Below are 23,165 nucleotides of genomic sequence, written 5' to 3' on the forward strand. Positions count from 1 at the left end.
TGCGGGTCGCCAAGCTCCAGCCCTTACTGGCGTCTGCCCTGGACAGCGTCGCCGTGCCGCGCAGAGCGGAACGGAGAGGCCGCAAGGAGCAACGCCGCTGCCGCGAATCCCGCAATTCCGATCCACAACGTCGGCTGGTATCCGATTGATACCGCGAGGAGTCCGCCAGCCGGTGCGCCGACCACGATCATCGCGCGGTTCGCGGACCGAATTGTGGTGTTCATGCGTCCTTGCAGATGGTCCGGTGTTACCGCTTGCCGGTAGCCCATCTCGTTCGCGTTGCTCAGTCCCAGGGCCAGTCCGTAGACGGCCTGCCCCGCGGCGAGCAAGAGAATCACGAGCCACTTCTGTCCGTTGCCGGTAGGCACGACGGCGATGATCGCCCAGCCGACCGACATGAGGAAATTGCAAATGATCACCGCACGCCCGGCACCCCATCGCATCCCGAACCTGGTCGAGAAGCTGCTCCCGAGCAGCCCGGCGACGCCGGCGGCCGCCAGAGTGATACCAAGCTCGAAAGGAGACAACCTCAATTCGAGCAAGACGAAGGATACGAAGACTGTTCCGAGCATGCTGTTCGCGAGGAACCAGACGTGGGATCCGACGGCCATTGGCGCAAGAACGCGGTGCCGGTAGACCCAACGGAGTCCCTCGGCGATCTCCGCGCGGAGGCCTCGCAGGGATGAGCCGGATGCTTCCCGGGGCTCCACAACGCGCACCCGGGAGATCGCCAGCGCGGAAAAGAGATAGGACACGGCGTCGGCGAGGACAGCGAAGGGAGCCCCCAGGAGCGTGACCAAGCCGCCGGCAACCAGCGGGCCGGAAGTCTGGGCGACGGCATCGCTTTGGTCGGCCCTCGCGTGTGCAGCCAGCAAGTCCCGCCTGCCCACGATCCGAGGGAGGAACGACTGGGACGCCGCGTCGCCGAAGAGGGAGAACACGCCGAAGAAAGCAACGAAGACGATGAGGACAACGAGGTTCAGCCGTCCCACGGCGTAGAGAACAGGAATGGCCAGCAGGAGGATGCCCCGCGCAAGGTCTGTTCCCACGAGCACGGGCTTCCGGGGCCGTCGGTCGACGAGGGCACCTGCGAGCAATCCGAAGAAGAGATAGGGGAGCCACCGGGCAGCGTTCAGCAGACCGACGTCGGTTGCTGTTCCTCGGAGCGAATCCAGCACCAGGACCTGCAGGGCCAAAGTGGAGATGTAGGTTCCAAAACCCGACACTGTGTAGGCCGACCAGAAAGCCAGGTAGCCGGGAATCCGGAAAACGTCCCGCGGGTTCGAACCATCCATGCGGTCAGCGTCCGTTCACAGGCAGGATGAAGCCGAGACAGCGCACGCCATACCGACGCAATGCACCCGAGGACTGGGCAGCCATGGCCAGTCCTCGGGTCCGGAATGCAAACTCGCTTTAGCCGCTGCAGTACTTGCTGTAATTGGTGCCCGCGTTCTGGTAATCGTTCTTCAGGGCGTTGAGCTTCGCGGTATCCGGGCTGTCCTTCGAGGACTCGTCCAGGTAGTCCACGATCGTCTTCAGGGTGGGCTTCAGCTCATCCGAGGACACGGCTTCGATCGGGCGGAGCTGGTTGGCTACCCGGATGGTTCCCGTTTTGTCCGTGGTGTTCGTGGGGTTCGAGATGACGGTCTTGACCCGGCTGCAGGTGTCCGCGGTGCTCAGCTGCTGCGGTGCGGAGCAAGCTGATGCGGAGAGGACGAGCCCGGCCGCGAGCAGGGCTGTGGTGATTTTCTTCATGGTTCCCTCAGTAGTTGCTGACGTTTGATTGTAAGCAGACGTCGCGTGGCGCCCAATGCGGCTTCGCCAGCCGAACGGTTCATTTCGTGCGGCCACGGGTCCGAAGATCACAAGGGAGGGGCCCCTCGGCCGTCCGGCCGCGGAACCCCTCCAGTGTTCGAAGCGCGCTGGATCAGCGCTGGATCAGCGCTGGGGGAGTGCCTTGGTCCCCTCGATCTGCACGGCCTGCAGCTTGTTCGGATCCAGGCCAAGCGTCTTCAGGATGGTCGGCGCAATCTGCGTCGTCTCAACGGCGGTGGTCACGGTCCGGGCGTGTTGGTCGTTGCCGCCTGAGATCACGAGGGGCACATCGCGGTCGTCCGCGCTGGCTCCGCCGTGTTCAGCGATCTTGGCCTGGCCGCCCGTGTACACCACGCCGGTCTGGGCGATCCCCAGGATGTCCGGGTAGCGTGCGTCGCTGGTTTTGGTGCCGAAGTAGTTTGCAACCTCGCTGCCCGCGTAGACCTTGCTCAACCCCGAGGTTGTCACGGTCTTGGCGGCACCGTTGACGTCGTTGCCGGCGGCCGAGTGCGCTGCCAGGTAGTCCTTGGCGAACTTGGCTGCCGCCTGCGAGTGGTCCGAAAGCCACAGCTGCATGATGTCGTCGTCGGTGGAGAAGGCCACGAGGTCTGCCGAGCCGGGGTGTGCCGACTTCCATGCCGCGTTCAGGCCATCGATGATTGCGCTGTCAGGAACCCTGGTCAGCGTCGAAGAGTCCATCGGCGACTGTCCGTGCTTGGCCGAAAGCATCACCGTGGTGTCCTTGGCGTGGCCGGAAGCGGCCAGCTCGGACTCGAACTTGCCCACGGAAGCGTTGACGAAGTCCAGGGCTTTGCTCAAGAGCGGCCCGGGGACGGTGCCGCCCTGAAGGTAACCTCCGGTGAGGCCATCCGACGTCGGGAGCTTCTGTGCCGTCGAGACGGCCTGGAAGTTCATCCCGAAGATGCCCGGTACTCCGGCCGTCTTGGTGCCGGAGTGGTCCTTGCCGTCGATCTCGTTCAGCACGGCCTGGACCTTGTAGCCGTCGTACTGCTGGGTGGCGGCGTTGTCCTGCGTCCAGTCGCCAGTGAACGGAGCGGCGGCCTTGCTGTTGATTTCCGGGGTGAAGAGGTCATCCAGGCCCTTCCCGGAAGGGCCGTCCAGGATTTCATAGGCCGGGTGCTTATCCGACCATGCGGTGGTCAGGCCAGCGCTCTTCGCCACTTCGAAGACCGTGTTCACCTTCAAGTACTGGTGCGGGTACACCGGCTTGCACGTCGCCGGGTCAACCGGGAGGGCTGCGGGGTCCAGGAGCGAACCGGGCTGTCCGGTCATGTTCAGGATGCTGCCCGGAAGCCCGGGCAGGCCCTGGCCGGCGTCGAGGGCGTTCTGGTCCTTGTCCGCCGCTTCGGTGAAGGCCACTTCGGCGCCGGGCGCGGTGTTCTTGCAATCCGTGGTGCCTGCCGGCAGGAGTGCCCGGTTGAAGGTGTCGTCATAGTAGACGCCGGTGGTCCCGGGATTGCCGCCGGTCAGCTGGCCGACCATGCCGGGGAAGGAATCCGAGGGCACGGGAGTCTGGGCGTGCGTGTAGCTGGTGCCGTGGTTGACCAGCGACGCGAGCGCCGACGTCGGGTGGTTCTTCACGTAGAGATCCAGGTCCTTCTGGTGAAGGCCGTCCACCGAAAGCAGCAGGACGTGCTTCGACGTTTCGCCCTGGCCACCCTGGCCCTTGCTGCCGTCTGATGCCTGCTGGCCCTGGACGTCCTGGCCGCCGCGTGAAGCGTCGTCGGCCATCGCCGGCGCCACCGCGGACCCGGCCACCAGCACGGCCCCCAGGACCGCTGCTGTGGCAAGCCTGTACTTCTTGGCTGTCTTCATGGAAGTAAGACCCTTCGCTATTGCGTTCTTATCGTTCGAGAATGCGTCCCCGGTTGATTCTTGTTGCGGGGAGGGCGTCCGTCCCCCGAATTGGGCCGCACCGCAGAAACGTTCACGACAGGTTCAATTGCGGGTAGCCGAACTCTTCCGGAACTCACAGGAAATCCGCGTACCCCCGGGGGTGTGCAGGCCGTCGTGTCCTTAATCGACCGGAATTCTCACCGGGAAGGACTCGGCGAGGGCGTGCCCGCCATGGACGCGGGCGGCGCAGGGAAAGCAGCCGCGGGGTACAGCCCGGCGACCTGTGTCATGTAGTTGGCCCATTGCGGCCCCGCCAGCATGTATCCGTCGATGGCGGTGTAGAACTTGCCGTTGATCGTGACGTTTTGTCCGGCCCGGCTCTGTCCTGCCATGGTGTCGCCGAAGAAGGACGCCGTGGCGAGCCCCGTGGTGTATCCGACCACCCACGTGGACCCGTTGCTATTGTTTGTTCCCGTTTTTGCCGCGGTGGGGAACATGTCCTGGACTTTCGGCTGAATGTAAATGCCGGATCCCCGCTTCAAGACGTCCTGGAGTGCGGAGTTGACGCCCCGGGCAACCTCGGGCTTGATGGCGGGGTGGCATGAACCGGCTTGCGCGGGCAGCTTCCCGCCGGAGGGATCGGTGATTCCCACAATGGCGATCGGCGAGCAGTACGTGCCGTCGTCGGCGAAAGTGGCAAAGGCGTCGGCCATCACGAGCGGCGATATTTCGGTGCCGCCGAGGAGATTGCCCAATTGGTGCATGTTGACCGGTGCGCTGTCCACGCCACTGTGGAGGCCCACCGCGTCCACCACTTTCTGGATGCCGCAGAAGTCCAGTTGGGCCGCCTCGGCAAATGTTGCGGTGTTGATGGAGTTGTAGAGCCCATAGTTGACGGGCATGGGACGGTAGTAGCCCTCGTCGTTGTTGCGGAGATCGTCAGCTGTGCCCAGGCCGGCGATTTTCTGGGCCGTGCTGTAGCCGCCCAGTACCCGCCCGCAGCTGTCCCTCCAGGGGAATCCTAGTGGGTAGACCCTCCTCGACGCGTCCACCACCGTGGTCATGGACTTGCCCTCGTTGAGCCACTCCGTGAAGGTGAACGGCTTCATGGCGGAACCCGGCTGGAAGCCTCCGGCTCCGTTGAGATCATTGCCGTTGGCGTCTTTGGAATCGACATTGAAGTTGAGTTGGGTATCGAATTTTCCGGGTTGGGGAAGAAATACCGTGTTTTGCGCCATGGCCAGGATCTTGCCCGTGCCGGGCTGCACTGTGACCAAGGAGGCGCCCCATTTGTCCGGGTTCGCGCCTGCCGTGGCATCGACCTGTGTTTGGGCGACTGCCTGCAGCCGGCTGTCCAGCGTGGTGGTGATCGTCAAGCCGCCGCTGTACAGGAGCTGTTCCCGGTCCGTGACGCTGGCACCGTACGCAGGGTTGTTGAGGATGAGGTGGGAGATGTAGTCGCAAAAGTACGCAGCCATGTTTGCGGCGGCGCAGCCTTGCTTCGCTGGTGTGATGGTGAGCTTCAAGGGAGTGACGACGGCGGCCGCATACGCTGCCTGCTGGATCTTGCCCTGAGCGAGCATGTCGGACAGCACCAGGTTGCGGCGCTGGATGGCGTTGTCCGGATGGACGGAGGGGTCGAAGTAGCTGGGGCTATTGACGAGGCCGGCGAGCAGGGCGGCTTGCGGAAGACTCAGGTCCTTGGCGGAAACGCTGAAGAAGTGCTGCGCCGCGGCTTCGATGCCGTACGCGTCCCGGTTGAAGAACACGATATTGAGGTAGCCCTCCAGGATCTGGTCTTTAGTGAATTTCTTCTCCAGTTCGACGGCGAGTTTCATTTCGCGCACCTTGTCGCCAATGGTTTTCTGACCGCTGAGCACCACTTGTCCGGTCTGGCCTGCCGCCAAACGGGACTCGTTGAGTACGTTGGTCACGTACTGCTGGGTCAGGGTCGAGGCACCTTCGTTGGTGCCCTTGGTGAAATTGGATGCCAATGCCCTGAGGATCCCTTGGGGGTCGATGCCGCCGTGCTGGTAGAAGCGGTTGTCCTCGATGGCGACAATCGCTTCCTTGATGTAGGGCGACATCTGGTCCAGGCTGACCCGAACCCGGTTCTCGGCATAGAAGGTGGCGATCGTCTTTCCGTCCGCGCTGAGCACTTTCGTGGACTGCGACGGCGGGTTGACCTCCAGATCACCCGGGAGGTTGTTGAAGTACTCGATCGAACCGCTGACGGCCATCCCGGCCGACGCTACGCCGGGGACCACGAGCCCGGCAGCCAGCACGCCGCACAGCGCACTCACCACGAAGAATCCGAAGATCCTTCGCAAGACCCGCGCCAAACCACTTTTCGGGTTGTTCTTCGGAGCCATTTTTCCAGCTATCGAGCGTGCGTGTTTACAGATTACGCCGCCATTCGTCCCTTCACATAGGCCCCGAAATCCGTGGCGACACGGCCCTCGTGGTTATGTTCGTCACTTCGCCCGCGCGCTGACCGTGTCCGGCGTTTCTGCGGATGCATACTGAAGTTATTCGGGCGCGGTGATGGAAGGCAGGTGGCAGCCGGTGGAGACACTGATGGCTGTTGTGAGGAGCGAGTATTTTCCGGCGGGAGCCGTGCTCGTGGGCGTGGTTTTGTTCTGGACAATCGGCTTGCTCGGCGGGTTGTCCTGGTTGAGCGGAGCCCAGCAGCCCTTGGCAATCCTGACGTGGCTGATCTTCATCTACGGCGTGGTAGTGCTGTCTCCCCTCGCTGGAATCTGGGCCGCCGTGGACCTTGCCCGCCGTTGGTTGCGGAACCGCCAGGCTCGCCGGCAGGAGCTCGGATCGGCCGACGTCGAGTCCTTCTAAGTCCCCACCGACGTGAGCCCACACGGTAGGCGATAGCCTGAGGCTAGCGCCTGCCCACGATCGGACCGCACGGAACGAGGACCTCCCATGATCACACGCGTCGACGTCGATGAAGCCGCTGCCCGGATTGCGGGGAGGATCCGCCGCACACCCGTCTTCGAGGCGGATGCCGGGACGGTGCCCGGACAATTGTGGTTCAAATGCGAGTTCATGCAGCACACGGGGACGTTCAAGGCGAGGGGCGCGTTCAACCGTGTGCTGGCCGCACGGGAACGCGGCGAGCTCAAGGAAGAAATCGGGATCGTCGTCGCCTCGGGCGGCAACGCGGGGTTGGCGAATGCCTACGCCGCAGCCCAACTCGGTGTGCCCGCAACCGTTTTTGTCCCGGAAACCGCCCCTGCCGTGAAGGTCAGGAAACTCAAGACCAGCGGAGCCACGGTGGTCCAGCGCGGAACGGAGTACGCCGAAGCATTTGAGGCCGCCCTCGGCTACGCCACGGAAACCGGGGCGGTCTACTGCCATGCCTACGACCAAGCCGAAATCGCCGCGGGGGCCGGCACCGTGGGTTCGGAGCTCCTGGACCAGCTGGGCGACATCGACACCGTCGTGGTAGCCGTTGGCGGCGGCGGGCTCATGGCGGGAATCGCGGCTGCCGTCGAAGGCCACGCTCGGGTTGTCGGCGTCGAACCGGACAATGCTCCCACCCTCTATTCGGCCCTCGCCGCAGGCGCACCTGTCGACGTTGCCGTCTCCGGGATCGCCGCGGATTCCCTCGGCGCCCGGCAGATCGGCCGGATCGGTTTCGACGTGGCCGTCCGCACGGGCGTCCAGACGGTCCTGGTGTCCGACGACGATATCGCCGCGGCGCGCTCGCTGCTCTGGGAGCAGTACCGCATAGTCGTGGAACACGGCGCAGCAGCTGCTTTCGCGGCCGTGAACTCCGGAGCGTATGTTCCTGCTGAAGGGGAACGCGTGGCCGTGATTCTTTGCGGTGCCAACACCGACCCCGCCACGGTCTAGGGGCGAGTCAAGCCCTGCCGCGAGCGCTCCGCAGTTGCTAAGCTCGAGCCACAATGCCGGGGCACGCGAAACCGCTTCACGAACGGACAGGTGACATTTGCGATTGATCATCATGGGCCCTCCCGGCTCGGGCAAGGGCACCCAGGCCGAACATATTGCCGGGCATTTCGGTATACCCGCCATTTCCACCGGAGACATCTTCCGCGCGCACGTCGGAGGCAGGACGGAACTCGGAGCCGAAGCCAGCAAGTACATGGACAGCGGCGAGTTCGTGCCGGATCACGTCACCAATGCCATGGTCCGCCAGCGGCTTGGCGCCGCCGATGTCCTGGCTGGGTTCCTCTTGGACGGATACCCCCGCACAACGGCTCAAATCGATGCCTTGGACGGCATCCTGGCCGGCAACCGGCAGCAGCTTGACGCCGTCGTCGAACTAACCGTCGACGACGACGAACTCGTGGAGCGAATGCTCCGCAGGGCGCAGGAGCAGGGCCGCAGCGATGACACAGCGCCGGTGATCCGGCGTCGGCTGGAGCTTTACCGCAACGAGACGCAGACCGTGGTGGAGCGATACTCCGAGCGCGGTATCGTGCTCGCCGTGGAAGGTTCCGGCCAGCGGGAAGAGATCACTGCCAAGGCCATAACCGCCATTGAATCAGCACTAGGAAAGGGACTGTGAACGGTCAACCGCCTATCGGCCAGAGAATCGAAGACTATGCGATGATCGGGGACCTGCACACCGCGGCCCTGGTCAGCACGGCGGGCTCCATAGACTGGCTGTGCCTCCCACGTTTCGATTCGCCCGCGTGTTTCGCCGCGCTCCTGGATTCACCGCAAGCAGGGCGCTGGCTCTTGGCGCCTGAGGCCGGGGGAATCTGCACGCGCCGCCAGTACCGGGACGGAACCCTCATCCTCGAAACAGACTGGGAAACCGAGGAGGGGCACGTCCGGGTCATCGACTTCATGCCCCCGCGCGACGCCGTCGCGGACATCGTGCGGGTTGTTGAAGGGATCCGCGGGACGGTCAAGATGCGCGGCGAGCTGATCCTGAGGTTCGACTACGGGCACGTCGTGCCTTGGGTGCGCCGCGACAGGCATGGCCTCCGCGCCGTTGCCGGTCCGGACTCCGTCTACCTCAAGACCCCGGCGCCGTTGAAAGGCAAGGACTTCACGACGGTCAGCGAATTCACGGTGAACGCCGGCGACCACATCCCCTTCGTGCTGACCTGGGCTCCGAGCCACGAACGGCGGCCACGCACGGTCGAGGCAGATATCGCGCTCGACGACACCGCGGCGTTCTGGACGGACTGGTCCAAGCGTTGCACCGTCCGGGGGCCTTACCGGAAAGCCGTACTGCGTTCCTTGATCACGTTGAAGGCCCTCACCTACGCGCCCACGGGGGGCATTGTTGCCGCCGCCACCACCTCGCTGCCCGAGCAGATCGGCGGCCCGCGGAACTGGGACTACCGCTATTGTTGGCTCCGTGACGCCACGTTGACCCTCCAGGCCTTCCTCGCAGCGGGCTATACCGAGGAGGCCGCCGCGTGGCGGGACTGGCTCCTGCGTGCTGTGGCAGGCGACCCGGCCGACCTCCAGATCATGTACAGCCTGCACGGACGCCGGAGGTTGCCTGAGGCGGAGCTGACCTGGCTTTCGGGGTACCAAGGGTCGACGCCGGTGCGCACCGGGAATGCGGCAGCGGAGCAGCTTCAGCTGGACGTCTGGGGAGAAGTCCTCGACTGCCTGTCCCTGACCCGCGCATCGTTGATGAACGTCGGCGATGAGACCTGGGCAATCCAGACCGCCCTGATGCGCCACCTTGAGAGCACCTGGGACCAGCCGGACAACGGGCTCTGGGAAGTACGCGGCCCGCGGCGGCACTTCGTGCACTCCAAGGTGATGGCCTGGGTTGCCGCTGACCGCATGGTCCGCGGAATCCGTGAGTCGGGGATGCCCGGCCCCTTGGATCGCTGGGAGGCTTTGCGGGACACCATCCATGACGAAGTCATGACCCACGGATTCGACGCGGACCGCAACACTTTTGTCCAGTCCTATGGGAGCAAGGAACTGGACGCGAGCCTTCTCCTGATCCCCAAAGTAGGCTTCCTGCCGCACGACGATCCACGCGTGATCGGCACCATTGACGCCATCCAGCGCGACCTCACGGAAGACGGCTTTGTGCTGCGCTACCGTCCGCAGGACAGCGATGACGGGCTGCCGGGCAGGGAGGGAGTCTTCCTTGCGTGTTCCTTCTGGATGGTGGACGCGCTTTTGGGGGCCGGGCGCCGCGCGGAGGCGACGGCACTCTTCGAGCGGCTTCTGGCCTTGCGCAATGATGTGGGTCTGTTGAGCGAAGAATGGGACGTCCAGGAGGGCCGGCAACTTGGCAATGTCCCCCAGGCCTTCAGCCATTTCGGCATGGTGCTCAGTGCCTTGCAACTTCACCACGGCAAAGCGCACCACAGCAATGTACCGATCGGCGGGGTCCCGCCGTCGGACACATCGCCAGAGTCGCATGAATCGTAGCTGGCTTCAGGAGCGGCCTTGAGCTGAGGTTCCGGCGCGCTTGGGCCAGCGGAAGATCCGGCCTGCCAAGGCAAGCCCGGCCCCGAGGTTGAGCATTGGCAGGTAGGCTCGCGCCACGGCGGTTCCAACGGCAGGCAGGGACGCGGCATCGGGGTAGAGCATGTAGAGGGGCTCGTACCGGGGCCGGAACTTTGCCTTGAACGCCAAGAGGGACCTGAACCCGTACACCGGTTCCAAAGTCGCCCCCAACCAGTCGAGCAAGCGGTCGAGGTTGCCCGGAGGCCGGGATCGGAGCCTCGGGCGTGGCATCTCGGAAGGATCCTCTTCGACCCGTGCCAAGGGCGCACCGGAAAGGCTCACGAATTCGCATCCTTCATCCTTGAGGCTGAGGGCCGCGGAAGCGATGAGGAACTCGATGCTGGCACGGAAGCCGCCGCTGCGTCGTCGCATGAAATCCAGGGTCCAGCCCACGATGTGCCCGTTGCGGTAAACGGGCAACCAGGAGGTGACGGCGTGAACGGTGTGGCGCTGGTCGATTGCGAGCAGGCAACGCACTTCGGGGTCGTCGAGCTCGTCGAGGCTGCCTAAGGTGAAGCCCATTTCGGGCATGTTCTTGTCTGCCACCCATTCTTCGGAGATTTCCTCGATCTGGACCTGGACGGAGAACGGCGCCGAGGCGTAACGCGTCCATTCGTAGCGGATGCCCGCCTTCGAGGCATTGTTCAACGCGGTGCGGATGTCCTGGAACTTCTTCCCCTTGAAGGACACTGAATGCAAGGGCAGGACCGTTTCCTGGGCCACTTGTGCCGAGCTCCAACCGGAGGCATCAGCGTGGTCGCGCAATTCCTGGGGTACGGAGTAGAAACACGGCGTCCACCCATTGCCCCTGCAATAGAGGACAAATTCGTCGAAGACGGCCTTCATCTCGGATTTGGGTCCCACCGGGCCGCCGAGCGTGAGGGCGACCCCCGTGCTGACCCGGTAGGCGACAAAGGACTGCCCGGACGCTGAGAACCAGTACATGTTTCCCGGCCAGGTGGTCATCCAGGACAGTGAGCTTCCCTCCCACGTCTTGATGACCTTCCGGGCACGCTCCGTACTGGCGTCGTGCCGGGTGTGGGACTGGTGGAGGAAAGTCCTGAAGATCAGGACACCCGCGACGGCCCAGAAGACGACCCCCACGCCCTCGTACACGAGAACGGCGGCCGTGCCCAGGGGGAAGATGGCCGGGGGCACGTCCAGGACGAAGCCCAGCGGAAGGAAGCGGTCAGGGACATCCGCCAGTAGGTCCGGCAGCCCCGGAACAGGGGAGAATTCCTGGGCGAGGACGAGCCCGGCGCTGACGTAGACAACACTGAGCACGGCCGCCATCGCAAGAACCCTGATGGCGAGGCGTCTGTAGGTCCCCTTCGGCGCCTTGACGTGGAACAGCTTCCGGGTTGCGAGCAGGATGATGGTCAATGCAAGGGGCAAAAGGAGGGGGAGTGCCAAGGTGAATGGCTGCGAGGAGGCCGAACCTTCGATTGCGACGATCCCCTCGCTCGCACCGGTGTCCGAAGTGGTCGGCTGCAGGACTCCGGCGAGTGCAATTCCGGCCAGGACGGAAAGGCCCACCTGGATCACGAGGGTCCCCACCCATGCAAAGCGCCGTCCGCGGCGGAGGCCCTCCGCAAGCAGGAGCAGGAGGAAGGACGGAAGGATGGCCATGAAGATCCCACCGGCGCCGGCGCGCAACTGCAGCTGTGCGACGGCACAGTCCTTCGCTTGCGCCGGATCCGAACAGAGGCTCTGGAGTGCCTGGGGATCGACAGGCTGGATGTTGGTAAAAAGGAAACGCAGGATGGACAACGGTCCCACGGCATGCGGGATCAGGCCGGCGACCACCGGTCCGATCGCCGATGCGGCAATGAGCAGCGAGAGCAGCACCCGGCCTTCGTGCCGGGAACTTACCGGGCGCGCGAACCGCGGCCGACGGCCCATCAGGAATGGACCGAGAGCCATGCCCGCACCTGCAGCGCCGAGCCTGACCAGATCCGCAAAGCCTCCGCTGTACAGGGCCAGGAGGAGGAGCAAGGCGGAGACGACCAGCCGGATGCGGCGCCTCCACAGGGTTGGCACGGACGCAGTTCCCGCCATCGCCGTACCGATGATGAATGCACTCGGACCGAAGAAGAGGTGACTGCCGATCTCCTCGGTCCAGTTACCGAGCAGGCCCTGGGCCACAGCAAGGAATCCAAGGGCAATGCCGACGCCCAGAATCTGGCTGGAGACAGCAGCTATGGCGAACGCTCGCCGCCCCATTCGCCGCTCCAAAGGCACACCCAGCAGCAGCACCAACGCAGTATCCAGCACATAGCCCGTCAGATCCCTGGCCCAGGCGGCGGAAGCCACGATGGCCTCCCAGTGATCAGGCAAGGAGCGGGGCGTCAGGGCGACGTTGAGCCGCCACTGCGCGTCCGGTCCGGTGGCAAGACTTGAGGTCAGGGCTCCCAAGCCCCAGAAAACGATGACAAAACCCAACGTGAGCTGCGCTGAGCGCAGCCTTCCCGTCCATGATCGCCGCAAAGGGACGTCCGGGACAGACGGGGTTCCCGGCTTGGGCGCCGGTGCGTGCACGGGGTTCCTATCTGTGCGTCGGAAGGATGGGGGTGCGAAATGAAATTCTTCCACACCGGCCGTCCGGCGAGGTTAATTCCAACGTCGCAGTGACCTTCCCGGTCCCGATCCAATAGACTCCGACGTAGGCAGGCTGGCGGCTCGCACCGTCACCCGCCTATGAGTAATGGAATGGTGCTTAACCACCGCTAAACCGAACAGAAAGCAAGCCCGGTACAGGACGATGCACAAATCTCGCATATTCCGCTTCGCTGCATCCGTGATCGCCGCCGGAGTGCTCTTGGCGGGCTGTTCGCAAGCGGCCACCGTACCGTCCGACTCATCCGGCGGCAGGCAAACAGCGGCACCGATTGCGCCCTCGGGGAGTCCGGCGGCAGCGGGCCAGGGTCCCAGGAAGGTTGATTCGGGGCAGGACCCGTCAAAGCTTCCCGTGGGGTCCTTGTACAAGAATCCCGGCGACAACCGGAACGAGATTATCCTCGCGGACGTCCGGCACACGGCCGTCCTCATCGGCGACTCCCAGTCCCAGCCTGAAGGATCCTGGCCGCGGGCAGCCTTGGGAGCCATTGGCTACAAGGTGTACACAGTCGGTCGCGGCGGAACGGGTTTCGTGGCCGCGACGAGCACCACCGGCAACTATATCGATGCGCTGCAACGCGGAGACTGGGTACTGCCGTATGGGACGCCACCCCTGATCGTCCTCCAAGGCGGCGGCAACGATGCTTCCCGCAAAGTGAGCGATGAGCAGATCACGAGCAATGCCAACAGGCTCATCGCAGCCCTCAGGAAGAGGTATCCGCTGGCGAAGATTGCGATGATCGGAACCCTGGCAAGGGGTGCCAACGCCGGCGGTGGCCGCCGTACGCAGGTTGACGCGCTACTGGGCACCATCGCGGCAAAGGCCGGAGCGACCTTCTTCAGCGTGGGCGATTGGATCACCAAATATCAGGTCGCCGGGGACCTGGTGGACGGCGTGCACCTGAATGCTGCCGGGCATGCCAAGCTCGCGGGTGTCCTCGCGGCAGACATGGCCGCGGCGGGACTTCGCTTGCCCGCGGATCCTGCCAACTGACCCGTCTCCAAAGTCATGGACCTGCGCCAACATTGATGCTGGCAGAACTTCGTGCGCCGGAGAACAATTGATCTATGGTCAGCTATTCAGCCCTTGAAGACGCGTCCAGCAAGAATCCGCATGACTGGGGCCGGGCGATGGCAACGGCGATGACGAAGCTCCTGGATGCGGCTCGGATTGACGGACGGCATTTTGAACACGAGTTCCTCTACGGCGAGGAACTGCGCCTGAGGATCGACGAGAACAACGGCGGAGCCACGGTCAAGCTCACGTGGACACCCGCGGACCAAGAGTCCGAACAGGAGGGCAATCCCGGCTGAGCGCGCCCTTGGCGTACTGAGCTTGGGCGGCGGCTACTCCTTTGCGAGGGGCCCCCGGCCGTCGCTTCCGAGCAGGCTCCGTGTGAGGGCTTCGCTATCGGCCATGAGCTGGCCCACCGCGTCGCCCAGGTGCGAATCGCCGGGAGCTTGGCCTGCCACCGCGGCCGCTACCACCGAGCGTCGGATCAGTTCCTTGGCGAACGACGCCGTAGTGCCGGCTGTGTGGGCAGCGGCACCTTCGATCGCCGAAGGGGAGAACCGGAGTCCGCTCGAATACAGCTTCAATAGCTCCACCCGTTCGTGCTTGGACGGAAGGGGTATCTCAACCGCCAGGTCCACTCGTCCAGGCCTCTGGGAGAGTGCGCGTTCCAAAAGTTCCACGCGATTGGTGGTCAACACGAACGCGACGTCAGCGTCGTTGTCCAACCCGTCCATGGCGTCGAGCACTTCGAAAAGCAAAGGTCTGGGTCCATGGCCGAAGCTGCGGTCCTCGGTGATCAGATCGCAGTCCTCCAGCACCACGATGGACGGCGCCAAGGCCCGGGCCATCTTGGCTGCCTCGGCAATCCTGGCGAGCGAACCGCCGGAGAGGAGTACCGCCGTCGTACCCTCGCTTTGGCTCAGCAGGTACCGGACCGTGTGTGTTTTACCGGTGCCCGGCGGCCCGTAGAGGAGGAGGCCGCGCTTGAGATGCTGTCCGTGCGCAGCCAGGATGGCCGATTGCCGGGCAATGCCCAGGGTGTGGCCCTCCACTTTGTCGAGGAGGCCGGCCGGAAGGACCACGTCGCTGCTGGCCAGCTCCGGGCGCCTGATGAAGGTCACACCGCTGATGTTCGGCCCGTAATCGCTGACTGCGAGGGCGACGATCTGGCCTTTGAAAACACTCTGGCGTTCCATGTCGCGACGCACCTCCGCCAGAAGCCCGGATGCGACGGCAGGGCGGGTGGCCAGGACTTCGAGCGAGACAGTCTGCCGGTGTCGTTCCATCTTGGCCTCGCGCTGGAGGACTGCCACGGGCGAGCCGCCATAGTCGAAAAGCCACAGTCCCAGCGCCACGGCCTGGCGCTGGGAATCCGGACCCGTGGCCAGGTTGGTGTAATCCGGCTGGGCGATGGGAAAGCGCGGATAGCTGCGGGACTGCTGGAGCATATCGCTGAAGGACATATGGTGGCGTTGATCGCCACCGCCGATGCCTACCAGCCGATAGTCCGGATCCCGGCCGGCAAGCCTTTCCATGACGATGTCCACATCCACCAACCGGTGCGGCGGGATCTCCTCCGCCACCACGGATAGTTCATGTGCGGGCACGCCGAGATGCCCGGTCAGCGCCTGCAGCAGCTGCTCGGCGTCGGACTGGTCCATTCCAGACTGGGCCAATCGGGTCAGTGTTGCGAAGTCCTCGATGAATTTCCCCAGATTCTCATCCATGGTCAGACCCTAGCAGGAGGGGAATTGCATGGTCAGGGGCGCCGGCGTCGGAGTGAATCAGCAGAGTCCGTTCATCGCCGCGATGGCCACCTCCCGGAGCTGTTCGAACTCCGGCTGGCCGCTCCCGTCGGTCGACTCAAGGTGCTTTTCCGTGTCGGAGGGATAGGCGAAGCTCATCGCTATCTGGCGGCTCCCGTCGCTCGTGGACAACGCGATGCTCGCAAACCAGGTGCTGCCCCCATAGCCGTAGTAGAAACCGTTGGTGCATTCGTCATTCCAACGCTGCAGCCCGAGTCCGTGGTCCTCCTGCCACATTGTTTGCATGTCGCGGAGGGTGTCCGCCGTCAGGAGGCGCCCCTGCATGAGCGCTGCATAGAACGTGTTGATGTCGCCCACCGTCGAGATGACCCCCTCTGCGGGGGAAGCGATGAGAAACTCCGGCTGCGAGGCGTTGATGCGCTCGCCGTCGATGAATTCGTAGCTCTGGATCATGTCGCGGGCATCACGATCCGGCTCGGCTGCCAGCGAGGTGTGGCTCATTCCCAGCGGCGCGAAGATGTCCGAATTCAGGACATCGCCGAGTGGTCGGCCGCGGAGCTTTTGCAGGATCGCGGCGAGGACGAAGTAGTTGGCATCCGAGTAACGGTAGAGCTGGAAGTTTGCGTGCGCCCACGGCACCGTCCCGGCCATCCGGAGATAGTCCTGGATGCCGAACCTCGTGTCGATGGCCTGTTTGGGCGGCATGGCCTTCAAGATGGCTTGCGGCGCATCGGGCAGGCCGGAACTGTGGTTCAGAAGGGAGCGGATGGTGACGGGGCCAGGCGGATGGTCGATCTGCTCGAATTCCGGGAAGTATTCCGTGACGGGGTCCTCAAGGCCAAGCTTTCCTTCCTGGACCAGCTTGAGCACCGAGACCGCCACCATCGACTGAGTGATGCCGCCGGCCTGGATCCGGTCGGTTACGGCCACGGGTTCGCCGGTTTCGACGTCTTGGCTTCCGTAGGCCTGGGACCATTCCCGACCCCGGACTTTGATCTGGACGACGACGGCCGGCGCACCCCGGTTGAGCATTTCATGCGCGAAGAAATCCGCAACAGGGGACTCAGGAAGTGCCGCCTGCGAATCGGATAGCGAAGTGTCCGCCGGGGGTTCGCTTGTCAGGGGGTAGGTGCAAGCTCCGGACACCAAGGTCAAAGCCAGGACCGCGGCGACCCCCGCTCGCCGCGACGTCCGGGAAGTCCGCGATCGCCGCGACGTCCGGGAAGTCCGAGAGGCCCGCGCAGCCTCCATGGCTGCCTCCTGAAGCAACGCTGCAGGGCAACGGCTGGGCGCCCTTGCCCCCTAGCTTCGATCGTCCTCTTCCCAAGCGAGGGGGTCAACGCCGAGAACGCAAGTGCCCCCCAAACCCAACTGACTCGCAGTAGTTGTCGTTATGAGCGCTCATAACGACATTAACTGCGAGTCAGTTGGGGAAGCCGGAAGGACGAGTCCTAGGTCAGTTTGATCTGCCGGTTCATGTCCTTGTACAGCAAGTAACGGAACTGGCCCGGACCGCCGGCGTAGCAGGCCTGCGGGCAGAAGGCGCGGAGCCACATGAAGTCGCCGGCTTCCACTTCCACCCAGTCATTGTTGAGCAGGTACATGGCTTTGCCCTCAAGCACGTAGAGGCCGTGCTCCATGACGTGGGTCTCCGGGAACGGGATGACCCCGCCCGGCTGGAACGTCACGATGTTCACCTGCATGTCGTGGGCCAGGTCGCTGGAATCCGTGAAGCGGGTGGTCTTCCAGGCGCCATCGGTGTCCGGCATCGCGGTGGGTTCCACCTCGGCATCACTCGTCACGAAGGACTTTGCCTCGTAACCCTCAAGCCGTTCGTAGGCCTTGCGGATCCATTGGAAGGAGACGATGTCGTCGGAGACGTTTTCCAGGCCCCAGGAGGCACCGGCGGCGAGGTAGGCATAACCGCCCTCCTCGAGCTCGTGCAGTTCGCCGTCGAGAGTCAGGTTGACCTTGCCCTTGGTGACGAAGACGACGCCTTCGACGCCTGCCTCGAACTCGGCCTTGGGAGCGCCGCCTCCCGGGCCGATCTCAACGATCAACTGGGAGAACGTGGTGGCGAATCCGGAAATGGGGCGGGCCAGGATCCAGGAACGGGTGTTGGAGAAGCCCGGCAGGGTGCTGGTCACGATGTCGGTCATGACACCCTTGGGGATCACGGTGTAGGCCTCGGTGACGATGGCCCGTTCCGTGGTGAGGTGGGTCTGCGGCGGCAGCCCGCCCTGGGGGTAGTAGTACTTTCCCATCATTGGATCCTTACTTGGAGGTGGTGTGTGCGAGCCGCGGATGCGCCAGTGCAGTCAGCCGGGGGAGTTCGACGCCGGCAAGCGCCAGCACTTCTTCGGAACCCACCGCTCCGCATTGGACGCCGCGCAGGACGAAGGCGGCCAGGGCGCGGGCGGTGGCGGGTTCGTCCATGACGCCGCCTTCGGTACGCTCCACGTAGTTGCGGAGGCGGGCCGCGGCGGCAGGCAGGCCCTCGCGGTAGAAGGCGTACGTTGCCGCGAAGCGGCTCGGCAACTGGGCAGCGTGCAGGTCCCAGCCCTGGTAATAGCCGCGTTCAAGGGAGCGGCGGACCAAACGACCGTGCAGCTTCCACGCGTTTTCCACGTTGTCCCCCACGGGGATGATGTTGGTGGAGCCGTCGGAGAGCCGGATGCCCGTTCCCGCGACGGCCAGCTGCATGACTTCCTTGGCGAAATCGGCCACCGGGTGCTCCATGGACTGGTACTCCGCGGAGATCTGCAGCGAAGCGGAGTAGTCGTAGGTGCCGTAATGCAATGCGCTGATACGGCCAGGAACTGCGTGCGGAAGCCGGGCCACGGGGGAGGTCCCCTCCGGGCCGAGGATCAGCTGAGGCGTCTCCACCTGGACTTCGAAACGGAGCCGGCCCGCCGGAAGGGAGTGGATCTCTTCCAAGCGGGAGACCGCGAAGTCCATCGCCTGTACCTGGGCCACTGTGGTGACCTTCGGCAGTGTCAGGATAAGACCCTCGGGCAGTTCCCCGGCGGAGGCCAACGTGGAGACGAACAGGTCAAGGGTCTTCAGGCCACGTGCCCGGGTGGGGGCCTCGAAGCACTTGAAGCGGATGCCGATGAACGGCGGGGCGGAACCCGCGGAAACGGCTTCGCTGACAGCCTGGGCCGCCGCTACGGCCGCGACGTCTTCCGCTTCGTCGCCGCGGTCGCCGTAGCCGTCTTCGAAGTCGAGGCGCAAGTCCTCGATCGGTTCGCTGCGCAACTTGGCAGCCACACGGGTGGCGACGGCGGCGGCCAGTTCGGGCTCCTGGCCCAGCAGCGTGCCGAGCCTTTCGAGACCGCCGTGGGCCTCCGCCGTCGTGATCGCCTGGGCGCCCCATTCTGCGGAGAGCGACGGCGTGAAACGGTCCGCCGGGACGTACACGGTGTGCACGGGCTGGCGGGTGCCGTCGTCGCCAGGGTAGTTGCGTTCCAACAGCTGGTCGGTCGCGGCCAGCTGAGAGTCTATCGCGGCGAGATCGGCCGCCGAGAAAGAGGATGCGGCCATTCCTACACCAGCTCGTAGGCGGGAGTGGTGAGGAAGTCCGTGTAGTCCTCGGACAGACAGATGTCCGCGATCAGGCGGCTGGCCGGCTCGTAGAACTTCCCGAAGGTCTCGGCGTCGACCTCGCTGCGCAGGCGGTCGGTCTCTTCGCCCAGGATCTTGGTCACCAGTTCGCGGGTGACCGTGTTGCCGGTGTCAGCAAGGACGGACTTGTTGCGGATCTGCTGCCACACCTGGGACCGGGAGATCTCCGCGGTGGCGGCGTCTTCCATGAGGTTGTGGATGGCAACGGCGCCGCTGCCGGAGAGCCACACGGCGGTGTACGCGACGGCGACATAGAGGTTCAAGCGAAGCCCCGCCTCGGTCACGTGGCCGCCGGCGGAGGAAATGTCCAGCAGTTGATCGGCGGTCACGGAAACCTCGGGTCGCTGCTTGTCCAGCTGGTTCGGCTTCTCGCCCAGCACCGAGTCGAACACTTCGCGGCACGTGGAGACGAGGTCCGGGTGGGCCACCCAGGAACCATCGAAGCCGTCGTTGGCCTCGCGGGTCTTGTCCGCGCGGACCTTCTCGAACGCCTGGGCAGTAACCTCGGGCTCGCGGCGGTTCGGGATGACGGCAGCCATGCCGCCCATGGCGAAAGCGCCGCGCTTGTGGCAGGTCTTGACCAGCAGTTCCGTGTAGGCGCGCATGAACGGGGCCGTCATGACCACGGACGCGCGGTCCGGCAGGATGAAGGACTCGCCGGCGTCGCGGAAGTACTTCACGATGCTGAAAAGGTAGTCCCAACGGCCGGCATTGAGGCCGGACGCGTGGTCCCGCAGTTCGTAGAGGAACTCGTCCATTTCGAAGGCGGCCGGGATGGTTTCGATCAGCATCGTGGCGCGGACGCTGCCCTGAGGGATGCCGAGGTAGTCCTGGGCGAAGACGAAGACGTCGTTCCACAGCCTGGCCTCGAGGTGGCTTTCCATCTTGGGCAGGTAGTAGTACGGGCCGTGGCCGTTGAGCAGGAGCTGCTTGGCCACGTGGAAGAAGTGCAGGCCGAAGTCCACCAGCGCGCCCACGGTGGGTTCGCCGTCGAGCAGCAGGTGCCGTTCGTCCATGTGCCAGCCGCGGGGGCGGGCGACGACGACGGCAAGCGGCGCGTCCGTGCGGAGCCGGTATTCCTTGCCCTCCGGGGAGGTGTAGCTCAGGGTGCCCTGGGCGGCGTCGCGGAGGTTCAGGATGGCGTCGATGACGTTCGCCCACGTCGGCGTGCTGGCGTCTTCGAGGTCGGCGAGCCATACCTTGGCGCCGGAGTTCAGGGCGTTGATGGCCATCTTGGCCGGGGAGGCCGGGCCGGTCATCTCGACCCGGCGGTCCTGCAAGGCCTTGGGTGCTTCGGCGACCTTCCAGTCGCCGTCGCGGATGTCCTGCGTTTCGGGCAGGAAGTCGAGGCGGCCGGTGCGGGCCACTTCTTCGCGCTTGGCGACGCGGGCCGCGAGGAGTTCGGTGCGGGTGCCCGCGAAACGGCGGTGCAGTTCCTCCACGAAGGCCAGCGCCTTGGGAGTCAGGATCTCCTCGGCTCGTTCGATCGGCCGGGGGTCTGTGACTGTGAGAGCCATGGGATGGTCCTTTCCTAGAGAGCGCTGGTGGCCTGCGTTTGCTGCTGCCGCGCGTTTGCCGCGTTTGCTGCATTGGCTACGGCTGCGGCGACATCGGCTGCAACGTGGGGGTCGAAGACGCTGGGGATAATGTAGCTCGCATTCAGTTCATCATCTGCGACCCGGTTGGCGATAGCCTCTGCGGCGGCCACGAGCATTTCCGGGATGATGTCCGATGCTCCGGCGTCGAGCAGTCCGCGGAAGAAGCCCGGGAAGGCCAGCACGTTGTTGATCTGGTTGGGGAAGTCGCTCCGGCCTGTGGCGACCACGGCTGCGTGCTTGGACGCGATCACCGGGTCGATTTCCGGGGTCGGGTTGGCCATGGCGAACACGATTGCGTCCTCGGCCATCGAGGCGACCTGCTCTTCGCCGATCACGTGCGGTGCGCTGACGCCGATGAACACGTCGGCACCCTTGAGGGCTTCGTGCAGCGTGCCGGAGAAGCCGGCCTCGTTGGTGTTCGCCGCAATCCAGGAACGGTGCTCGTCGTCGTACTTTTCGCCTGAGTGGATGGCGCCGGAGCGGCCGGCCGCGACGATGTGCTGCGCGCCCTGGGCCTTGAGGAGCTGGATGATCGCCGAGCCGGCGGCACCGACGCCGGAAACCACGATCTTGACCTCGGACAGCTTCTTGTCGACGACGCGCAATGCGTTGACGAGGGCCGCGAGGGTGACAATCGCGGTTCCGTGCTGGTCGTCGTGGAAGACGGGGATGTCCAGCTCGTCGCGGAGCCGCTTCTCGATTTCGAAGCAGCGCGGGGCTGCGATGTCTTCAAGGTTGATACCGCCGTAGACAGGGGCCATGGCCTTGGCGATCATGATGATTTCTTCAGTGTCCTGGGTGTCCAGGCAGACCGGCCAGGCATCGACGTTGGCGAACTGCTTGAACAGTGCGGCCTTGCCCTCCATGACAGGCAGCGCTGCGGCAGGGCCGATGTTGCCCAGGCCAAGGACGGCCGAACCGTCGGTGAGGACGGCGATCGTGTTGCGCTTGACCGTCAGGTTGCGTGCAGCCGCCGGGTCCTCGGCGATGGCGAGGCAAACGCGTGCGACGCCGGGGGTGTAGGCGCGCGAAAGGTCGTCGCGGTTGCGCAGGGCCACCTTCGGGACGACCTCGAGCTTGCCGCCCAGGTGCATGAGGAAGGTGCGGTCCGAGACGTGCTGGACCGTGACGCCGTCGAGCGCGTTGAGGGCGTCCTTGACGCGGTTGGCGTGGTCTTCGTCCGTGGTGTTGCAAGTGACGTCGACAACCAGGGTGTCGTGGTGCGACTCGGTCACATCCAGTGCGGTGACGGCTGCGCCGGCAGCGCCGACGGCTGCGGCCAGCTCGCTCGTAGCAGTGAAGCTCGACGGCGCGGCGACGCGCAGGGTGATCGAATTTCCGGGGCTCGGGTTCGCCATTGAATTTCCTCCTCGTACAAGGCCCGTGACGGGCCTCCGCTCAAACTGAATGTTTTCGTATTATGGATATTATTATCTACAAAGTGGAAACACAAGCCCTGTTTGGTGAGCGAGCATTCCGGCGTCGCGTGCTGTATCTTGAGTGTTCTAAGCAATTCTTTTCACGATGCGGATAAGAGTTGTCGGATTCCGAGCCATAGGAGACAACGGAATGGCTGAAAAGCCCTCGGGAGGCGTGCAGTCCGTCGAGCGCGTCTTCGAACTGCTGGAACTCATCACCGACGCCGGCGGAGACGTCACGTTGAGCGAACTGTCGTCGTCGACGGACCTGCCGCTCCCCACCATCCACCGCCTGCTGCGCACCTTGGTGTCCCTCGGCTACATCCGGCAGCTGCCCAATCGTCGTTACGCGCTGGGCCCCCGCCTCATCCGGCTTGGCGAAGGCGCCAACAAGCAACTCGGAGCCTTGGCCCGCCCCCAGCTGAAGTCCCTCGTGGACCGGCTCGGCGAAACGTCCAACATGGCCGTGCTGGATTCCGACATGGTCATCTACGTGGCCCAGGTTCCGTCGTTGCACTCGATGCGCATGTTCACCGAGGTGGGCCGCCGCGCACACACGCACGACACCGGCGTCGGGAAGGCCATCCTGGCCCAGCTCGACGACGAGGTGGTTCGCGGGATCGTGGCCCGCACGGGCATGCCGACCCCCACGGCCAAGAGCATCGGGGACATCGACTCCCTGCTCGCCGATCTCGACCGGATCCGCGAACGAGGCTACTCGATCGACGAAGAAGAGCAGGAGATCGGCGTCCGTTGCTTCGCGATGGCCGTCCCCAACGCTCCGACGCCCACCGCCATTTCCGTGTCCGGACCTGTCTCCCGCGTGGACCAGCACTTTGCCGACCGTGCCGTGCCCCTACTGCGCGAGGCCGCCCTCGCGATCTCGGCCGAGCTGAACCAGAACTAGCGCCCCTTTTCTCGCGCGAACTGGCAGCTGTTGCCCCTTCCTACGAATTAGGGGCAACAACTGCCAGCTCGGCTA

Annotated in this window: 18 protein-coding genes; 7 read left to right on the forward strand and 11 right to left on the reverse strand. The window is 64.6% G+C overall.

The window, feature by feature from the left end; translation table 11 throughout:
* Nucleotides 1-23: 23 nt before the first annotated feature.
* From BMF89_RS13235 to BMF89_RS13250, 4 genes are all read right to left on the reverse strand, one after another.
* Nucleotides 24-1,295 (reverse strand): MFS transporter, encoded by a 1,272-nt coding sequence (locus BMF89_RS13235; protein WP_078107572.1) that lies wholly within the window; start codon nt 1,293-1,295, stop codon nt 24-26.
* 118 nt (nt 1,296-1,413) lie between these two features.
* Entirely contained in the window at nt 1,414-1,755 is a 342-nt protein-coding gene (locus BMF89_RS13240; RefSeq protein ID WP_078107573.1) for a hypothetical protein, read from the reverse strand.
* A 183-nt stretch (nt 1,756-1,938) separates the two neighbouring features.
* Nucleotides 1,939-3,651: an alkaline phosphatase family protein gene (locus BMF89_RS13245; RefSeq protein ID WP_216353821.1), complete on the reverse strand. Its 1,713-nt coding sequence runs from the start codon at nt 3,649-3,651 to the stop codon at nt 1,939-1,941.
* Nucleotides 3,652-3,869: 218 nt separating this feature from the next.
* Nucleotides 3,870-6,044 carry a transglycosylase domain-containing protein gene (locus tag BMF89_RS13250; protein ID WP_078107574.1) on the reverse strand — a complete coding sequence of 725 codons (2,175 nt, stop codon included), beginning with the start codon at nt 6,042-6,044 and terminating at the stop codon, nt 3,870-3,872.
* Nucleotides 6,045-6,249: 205 nt separating this feature from the next.
* Between BMF89_RS13250 and BMF89_RS13255 the strand changes: the two genes are divergently transcribed.
* The 4 genes from BMF89_RS13255 to BMF89_RS13270 all read left to right on the forward strand — a co-directional run bounded on the left by BMF89_RS13255 (nt 6,250) and on the right by BMF89_RS13270 (nt 10,068).
* A complete protein-coding gene (locus BMF89_RS13255; RefSeq protein WP_253190813.1) occupies nt 6,250-6,522 on the forward strand; it encodes a hypothetical protein in 273 nt (90 codons plus the stop codon).
* A gap of 87 nt (nt 6,523-6,609) precedes the next feature.
* Nucleotides 6,610-7,542, forward strand: coding sequence for a threonine/serine dehydratase (locus tag BMF89_RS13260; protein ID WP_078107575.1), 933 nt, complete (start codon nt 6,610-6,612; stop codon nt 7,540-7,542).
* Nucleotides 7,543-7,645: 103 nt separating this feature from the next.
* Nucleotides 7,646-8,221, forward strand: a complete 576-nt coding sequence (locus BMF89_RS13265) for an adenylate kinase (protein WP_290439678.1) — start codon at nt 7,646-7,648, stop codon at nt 8,219-8,221.
* Nucleotides 8,218-10,068 (forward strand): glycoside hydrolase family 15 protein, encoded by a 1,851-nt coding sequence (locus BMF89_RS13270; protein WP_290439679.1) that lies wholly within the window; start codon nt 8,218-8,220, stop codon nt 10,066-10,068. The genes BMF89_RS13265 and BMF89_RS13270 overlap by 4 nt, the downstream gene beginning before the upstream one ends.
* A 6-nt stretch (nt 10,069-10,074) precedes the next feature.
* Here the strand turns inward: BMF89_RS13270 and BMF89_RS13275 are convergent, their stop codons facing one another.
* A complete protein-coding gene (locus BMF89_RS13275) occupies nt 10,075-12,684 on the reverse strand; it encodes a DUF2156 domain-containing protein (RefSeq protein WP_253190814.1) in 2,610 nt (869 codons plus the stop codon).
* A 439-nt stretch (nt 12,685-13,123) separates the two neighbouring features.
* Between BMF89_RS13275 and BMF89_RS13280 the strand changes: the two genes are divergently transcribed.
* A complete protein-coding gene (locus tag BMF89_RS13280) occupies nt 13,124-13,756 on the forward strand; it encodes a GDSL-type esterase/lipase family protein (RefSeq protein WP_253190815.1) in 633 nt (210 codons plus the stop codon).
* A 74-nt stretch (nt 13,757-13,830) separates the two neighbouring features.
* Nucleotides 13,831-14,076, forward strand: coding sequence for a hypothetical protein (locus BMF89_RS13285; protein WP_078107579.1), 246 nt, complete (start codon nt 13,831-13,833; stop codon nt 14,074-14,076).
* Nucleotides 14,077-14,109: 33 nt separating this feature from the next.
* Here the strand turns inward: BMF89_RS13285 and BMF89_RS13290 are convergent, their stop codons facing one another.
* From BMF89_RS13290 to BMF89_RS13315, 6 genes are all read right to left on the reverse strand, one after another.
* Nucleotides 14,110-15,504 carry an ATP-binding protein gene (locus BMF89_RS13290; RefSeq protein ID WP_078107580.1) on the reverse strand — a complete coding sequence of 465 codons (1,395 nt, stop codon included), beginning with the start codon at nt 15,502-15,504 and terminating at the stop codon, nt 14,110-14,112.
* 57 nt (nt 15,505-15,561) lie between these two features.
* Nucleotides 15,562-16,794, reverse strand: a complete 1,233-nt coding sequence (locus BMF89_RS13295; RefSeq protein ID WP_078107581.1) for a serine hydrolase — start codon at nt 16,792-16,794, stop codon at nt 15,562-15,564.
* 200 nt (nt 16,795-16,994) lie between these two features.
* Nucleotides 16,995-17,807 carry a bifunctional allantoicase/(S)-ureidoglycine aminohydrolase gene (locus tag BMF89_RS13300; protein WP_078107582.1) on the reverse strand — a complete coding sequence of 271 codons (813 nt, stop codon included), beginning with the start codon at nt 17,805-17,807 and terminating at the stop codon, nt 16,995-16,997.
* A gap of 10 nt (nt 17,808-17,817) precedes the next feature.
* Nucleotides 17,818-19,086, reverse strand: a complete 1,269-nt coding sequence (locus BMF89_RS13305; RefSeq protein WP_078107583.1) for an aldolase — start codon at nt 19,084-19,086, stop codon at nt 17,818-17,820.
* Between the two features lie 2 nt (nt 19,087-19,088).
* Entirely contained in the window at nt 19,089-20,684 is a 1,596-nt protein-coding gene (gene aceB / locus BMF89_RS13310; protein ID WP_078107584.1) for a malate synthase A, read from the reverse strand.
* 14 nt (nt 20,685-20,698) lie between these two features.
* Complete coding sequence (locus tag BMF89_RS13315) at nt 20,699-22,123, reverse strand: NAD-dependent malic enzyme (protein WP_078107585.1); 1,425 nt, start codon at nt 22,121-22,123, stop codon at nt 20,699-20,701.
* 211 nt (nt 22,124-22,334) lie between these two features.
* On the opposite strand from BMF89_RS13315, the gene BMF89_RS13320 reads away from it, so the two are divergent.
* On the forward strand, nt 22,335-23,090 hold the full coding sequence (locus BMF89_RS13320; RefSeq protein WP_078107586.1) for an IclR family transcriptional regulator: 756 nt from the start codon (nt 22,335-22,337) through the stop codon (nt 23,088-23,090).
* Nucleotides 23,091-23,165: the final 75 nt, after the last annotated feature.

The organism is Arthrobacter sp. SRS-W-1-2016 (assembly GCF_002009585.1).
Lineage (GTDB): Bacteria > Actinomycetota > Actinomycetes > Actinomycetales > Micrococcaceae > Arthrobacter > Arthrobacter bambusae_A.

Coding starts and splice junctions, on each gene's coding strand:
- BMF89_RS13300 (WP_078107582.1), bottom strand. CDS start 17,807: ATGGGAAAGTACTACTACCCCCAGGGCGGGCTGCCGCCGCAGACCCAC.
- BMF89_RS13320 (WP_078107586.1), top strand. CDS start 22,335: ATGGCTGAAAAGCCCTCGGGAGGCGTGCAGTCCGTCGAGCGCGTCTTC.
- BMF89_RS13255 (WP_253190813.1), top strand. CDS start 6,250: ATGGCTGTTGTGAGGAGCGAGTATTTTCCGGCGGGAGCCGTGCTCGTG.
- BMF89_RS13250 (WP_078107574.1), bottom strand. CDS start 6,044: ATGGCTCCGAAGAACAACCCGAAAAGTGGTTTGGCGCGGGTCTTGCGA.
- aceB (WP_078107584.1), bottom strand. CDS start 20,684: ATGGCTCTCACAGTCACAGACCCCCGGCCGATCGAACGAGCCGAGGAG.
- BMF89_RS13285 (WP_078107579.1), top strand. CDS start 13,831: ATGGTCAGCTATTCAGCCCTTGAAGACGCGTCCAGCAAGAATCCGCAT.
- BMF89_RS13235 (WP_078107572.1), bottom strand. CDS start 1,295: ATGGATGGTTCGAACCCGCGGGACGTTTTCCGGATTCCCGGCTACCTG.
- BMF89_RS13245 (WP_216353821.1), bottom strand. CDS start 3,651: ATGAAGACAGCCAAGAAGTACAGGCTTGCCACAGCAGCGGTCCTGGGG.
- BMF89_RS13305 (WP_078107583.1), bottom strand. CDS start 19,086: ATGGCCGCATCCTCTTTCTCGGCGGCCGATCTCGCCGCGATAGACTCT.
- BMF89_RS13240 (WP_078107573.1), bottom strand. CDS start 1,755: ATGAAGAAAATCACCACAGCCCTGCTCGCGGCCGGGCTCGTCCTCTCC.
- BMF89_RS13290 (WP_078107580.1), bottom strand. CDS start 15,504: ATGGATGAGAATCTGGGGAAATTCATCGAGGACTTCGCAACACTGACC.
- BMF89_RS13315 (WP_078107585.1), bottom strand. CDS start 22,123: ATGGCGAACCCGAGCCCCGGAAATTCGATCACCCTGCGCGTCGCCGCG.
- BMF89_RS13295 (WP_078107581.1), bottom strand. CDS start 16,794: ATGGAGGCTGCGCGGGCCTCTCGGACTTCCCGGACGTCGCGGCGATCG.
- BMF89_RS13260 (WP_078107575.1), top strand. CDS start 6,610: ATGATCACACGCGTCGACGTCGATGAAGCCGCTGCCCGGATTGCGGGG.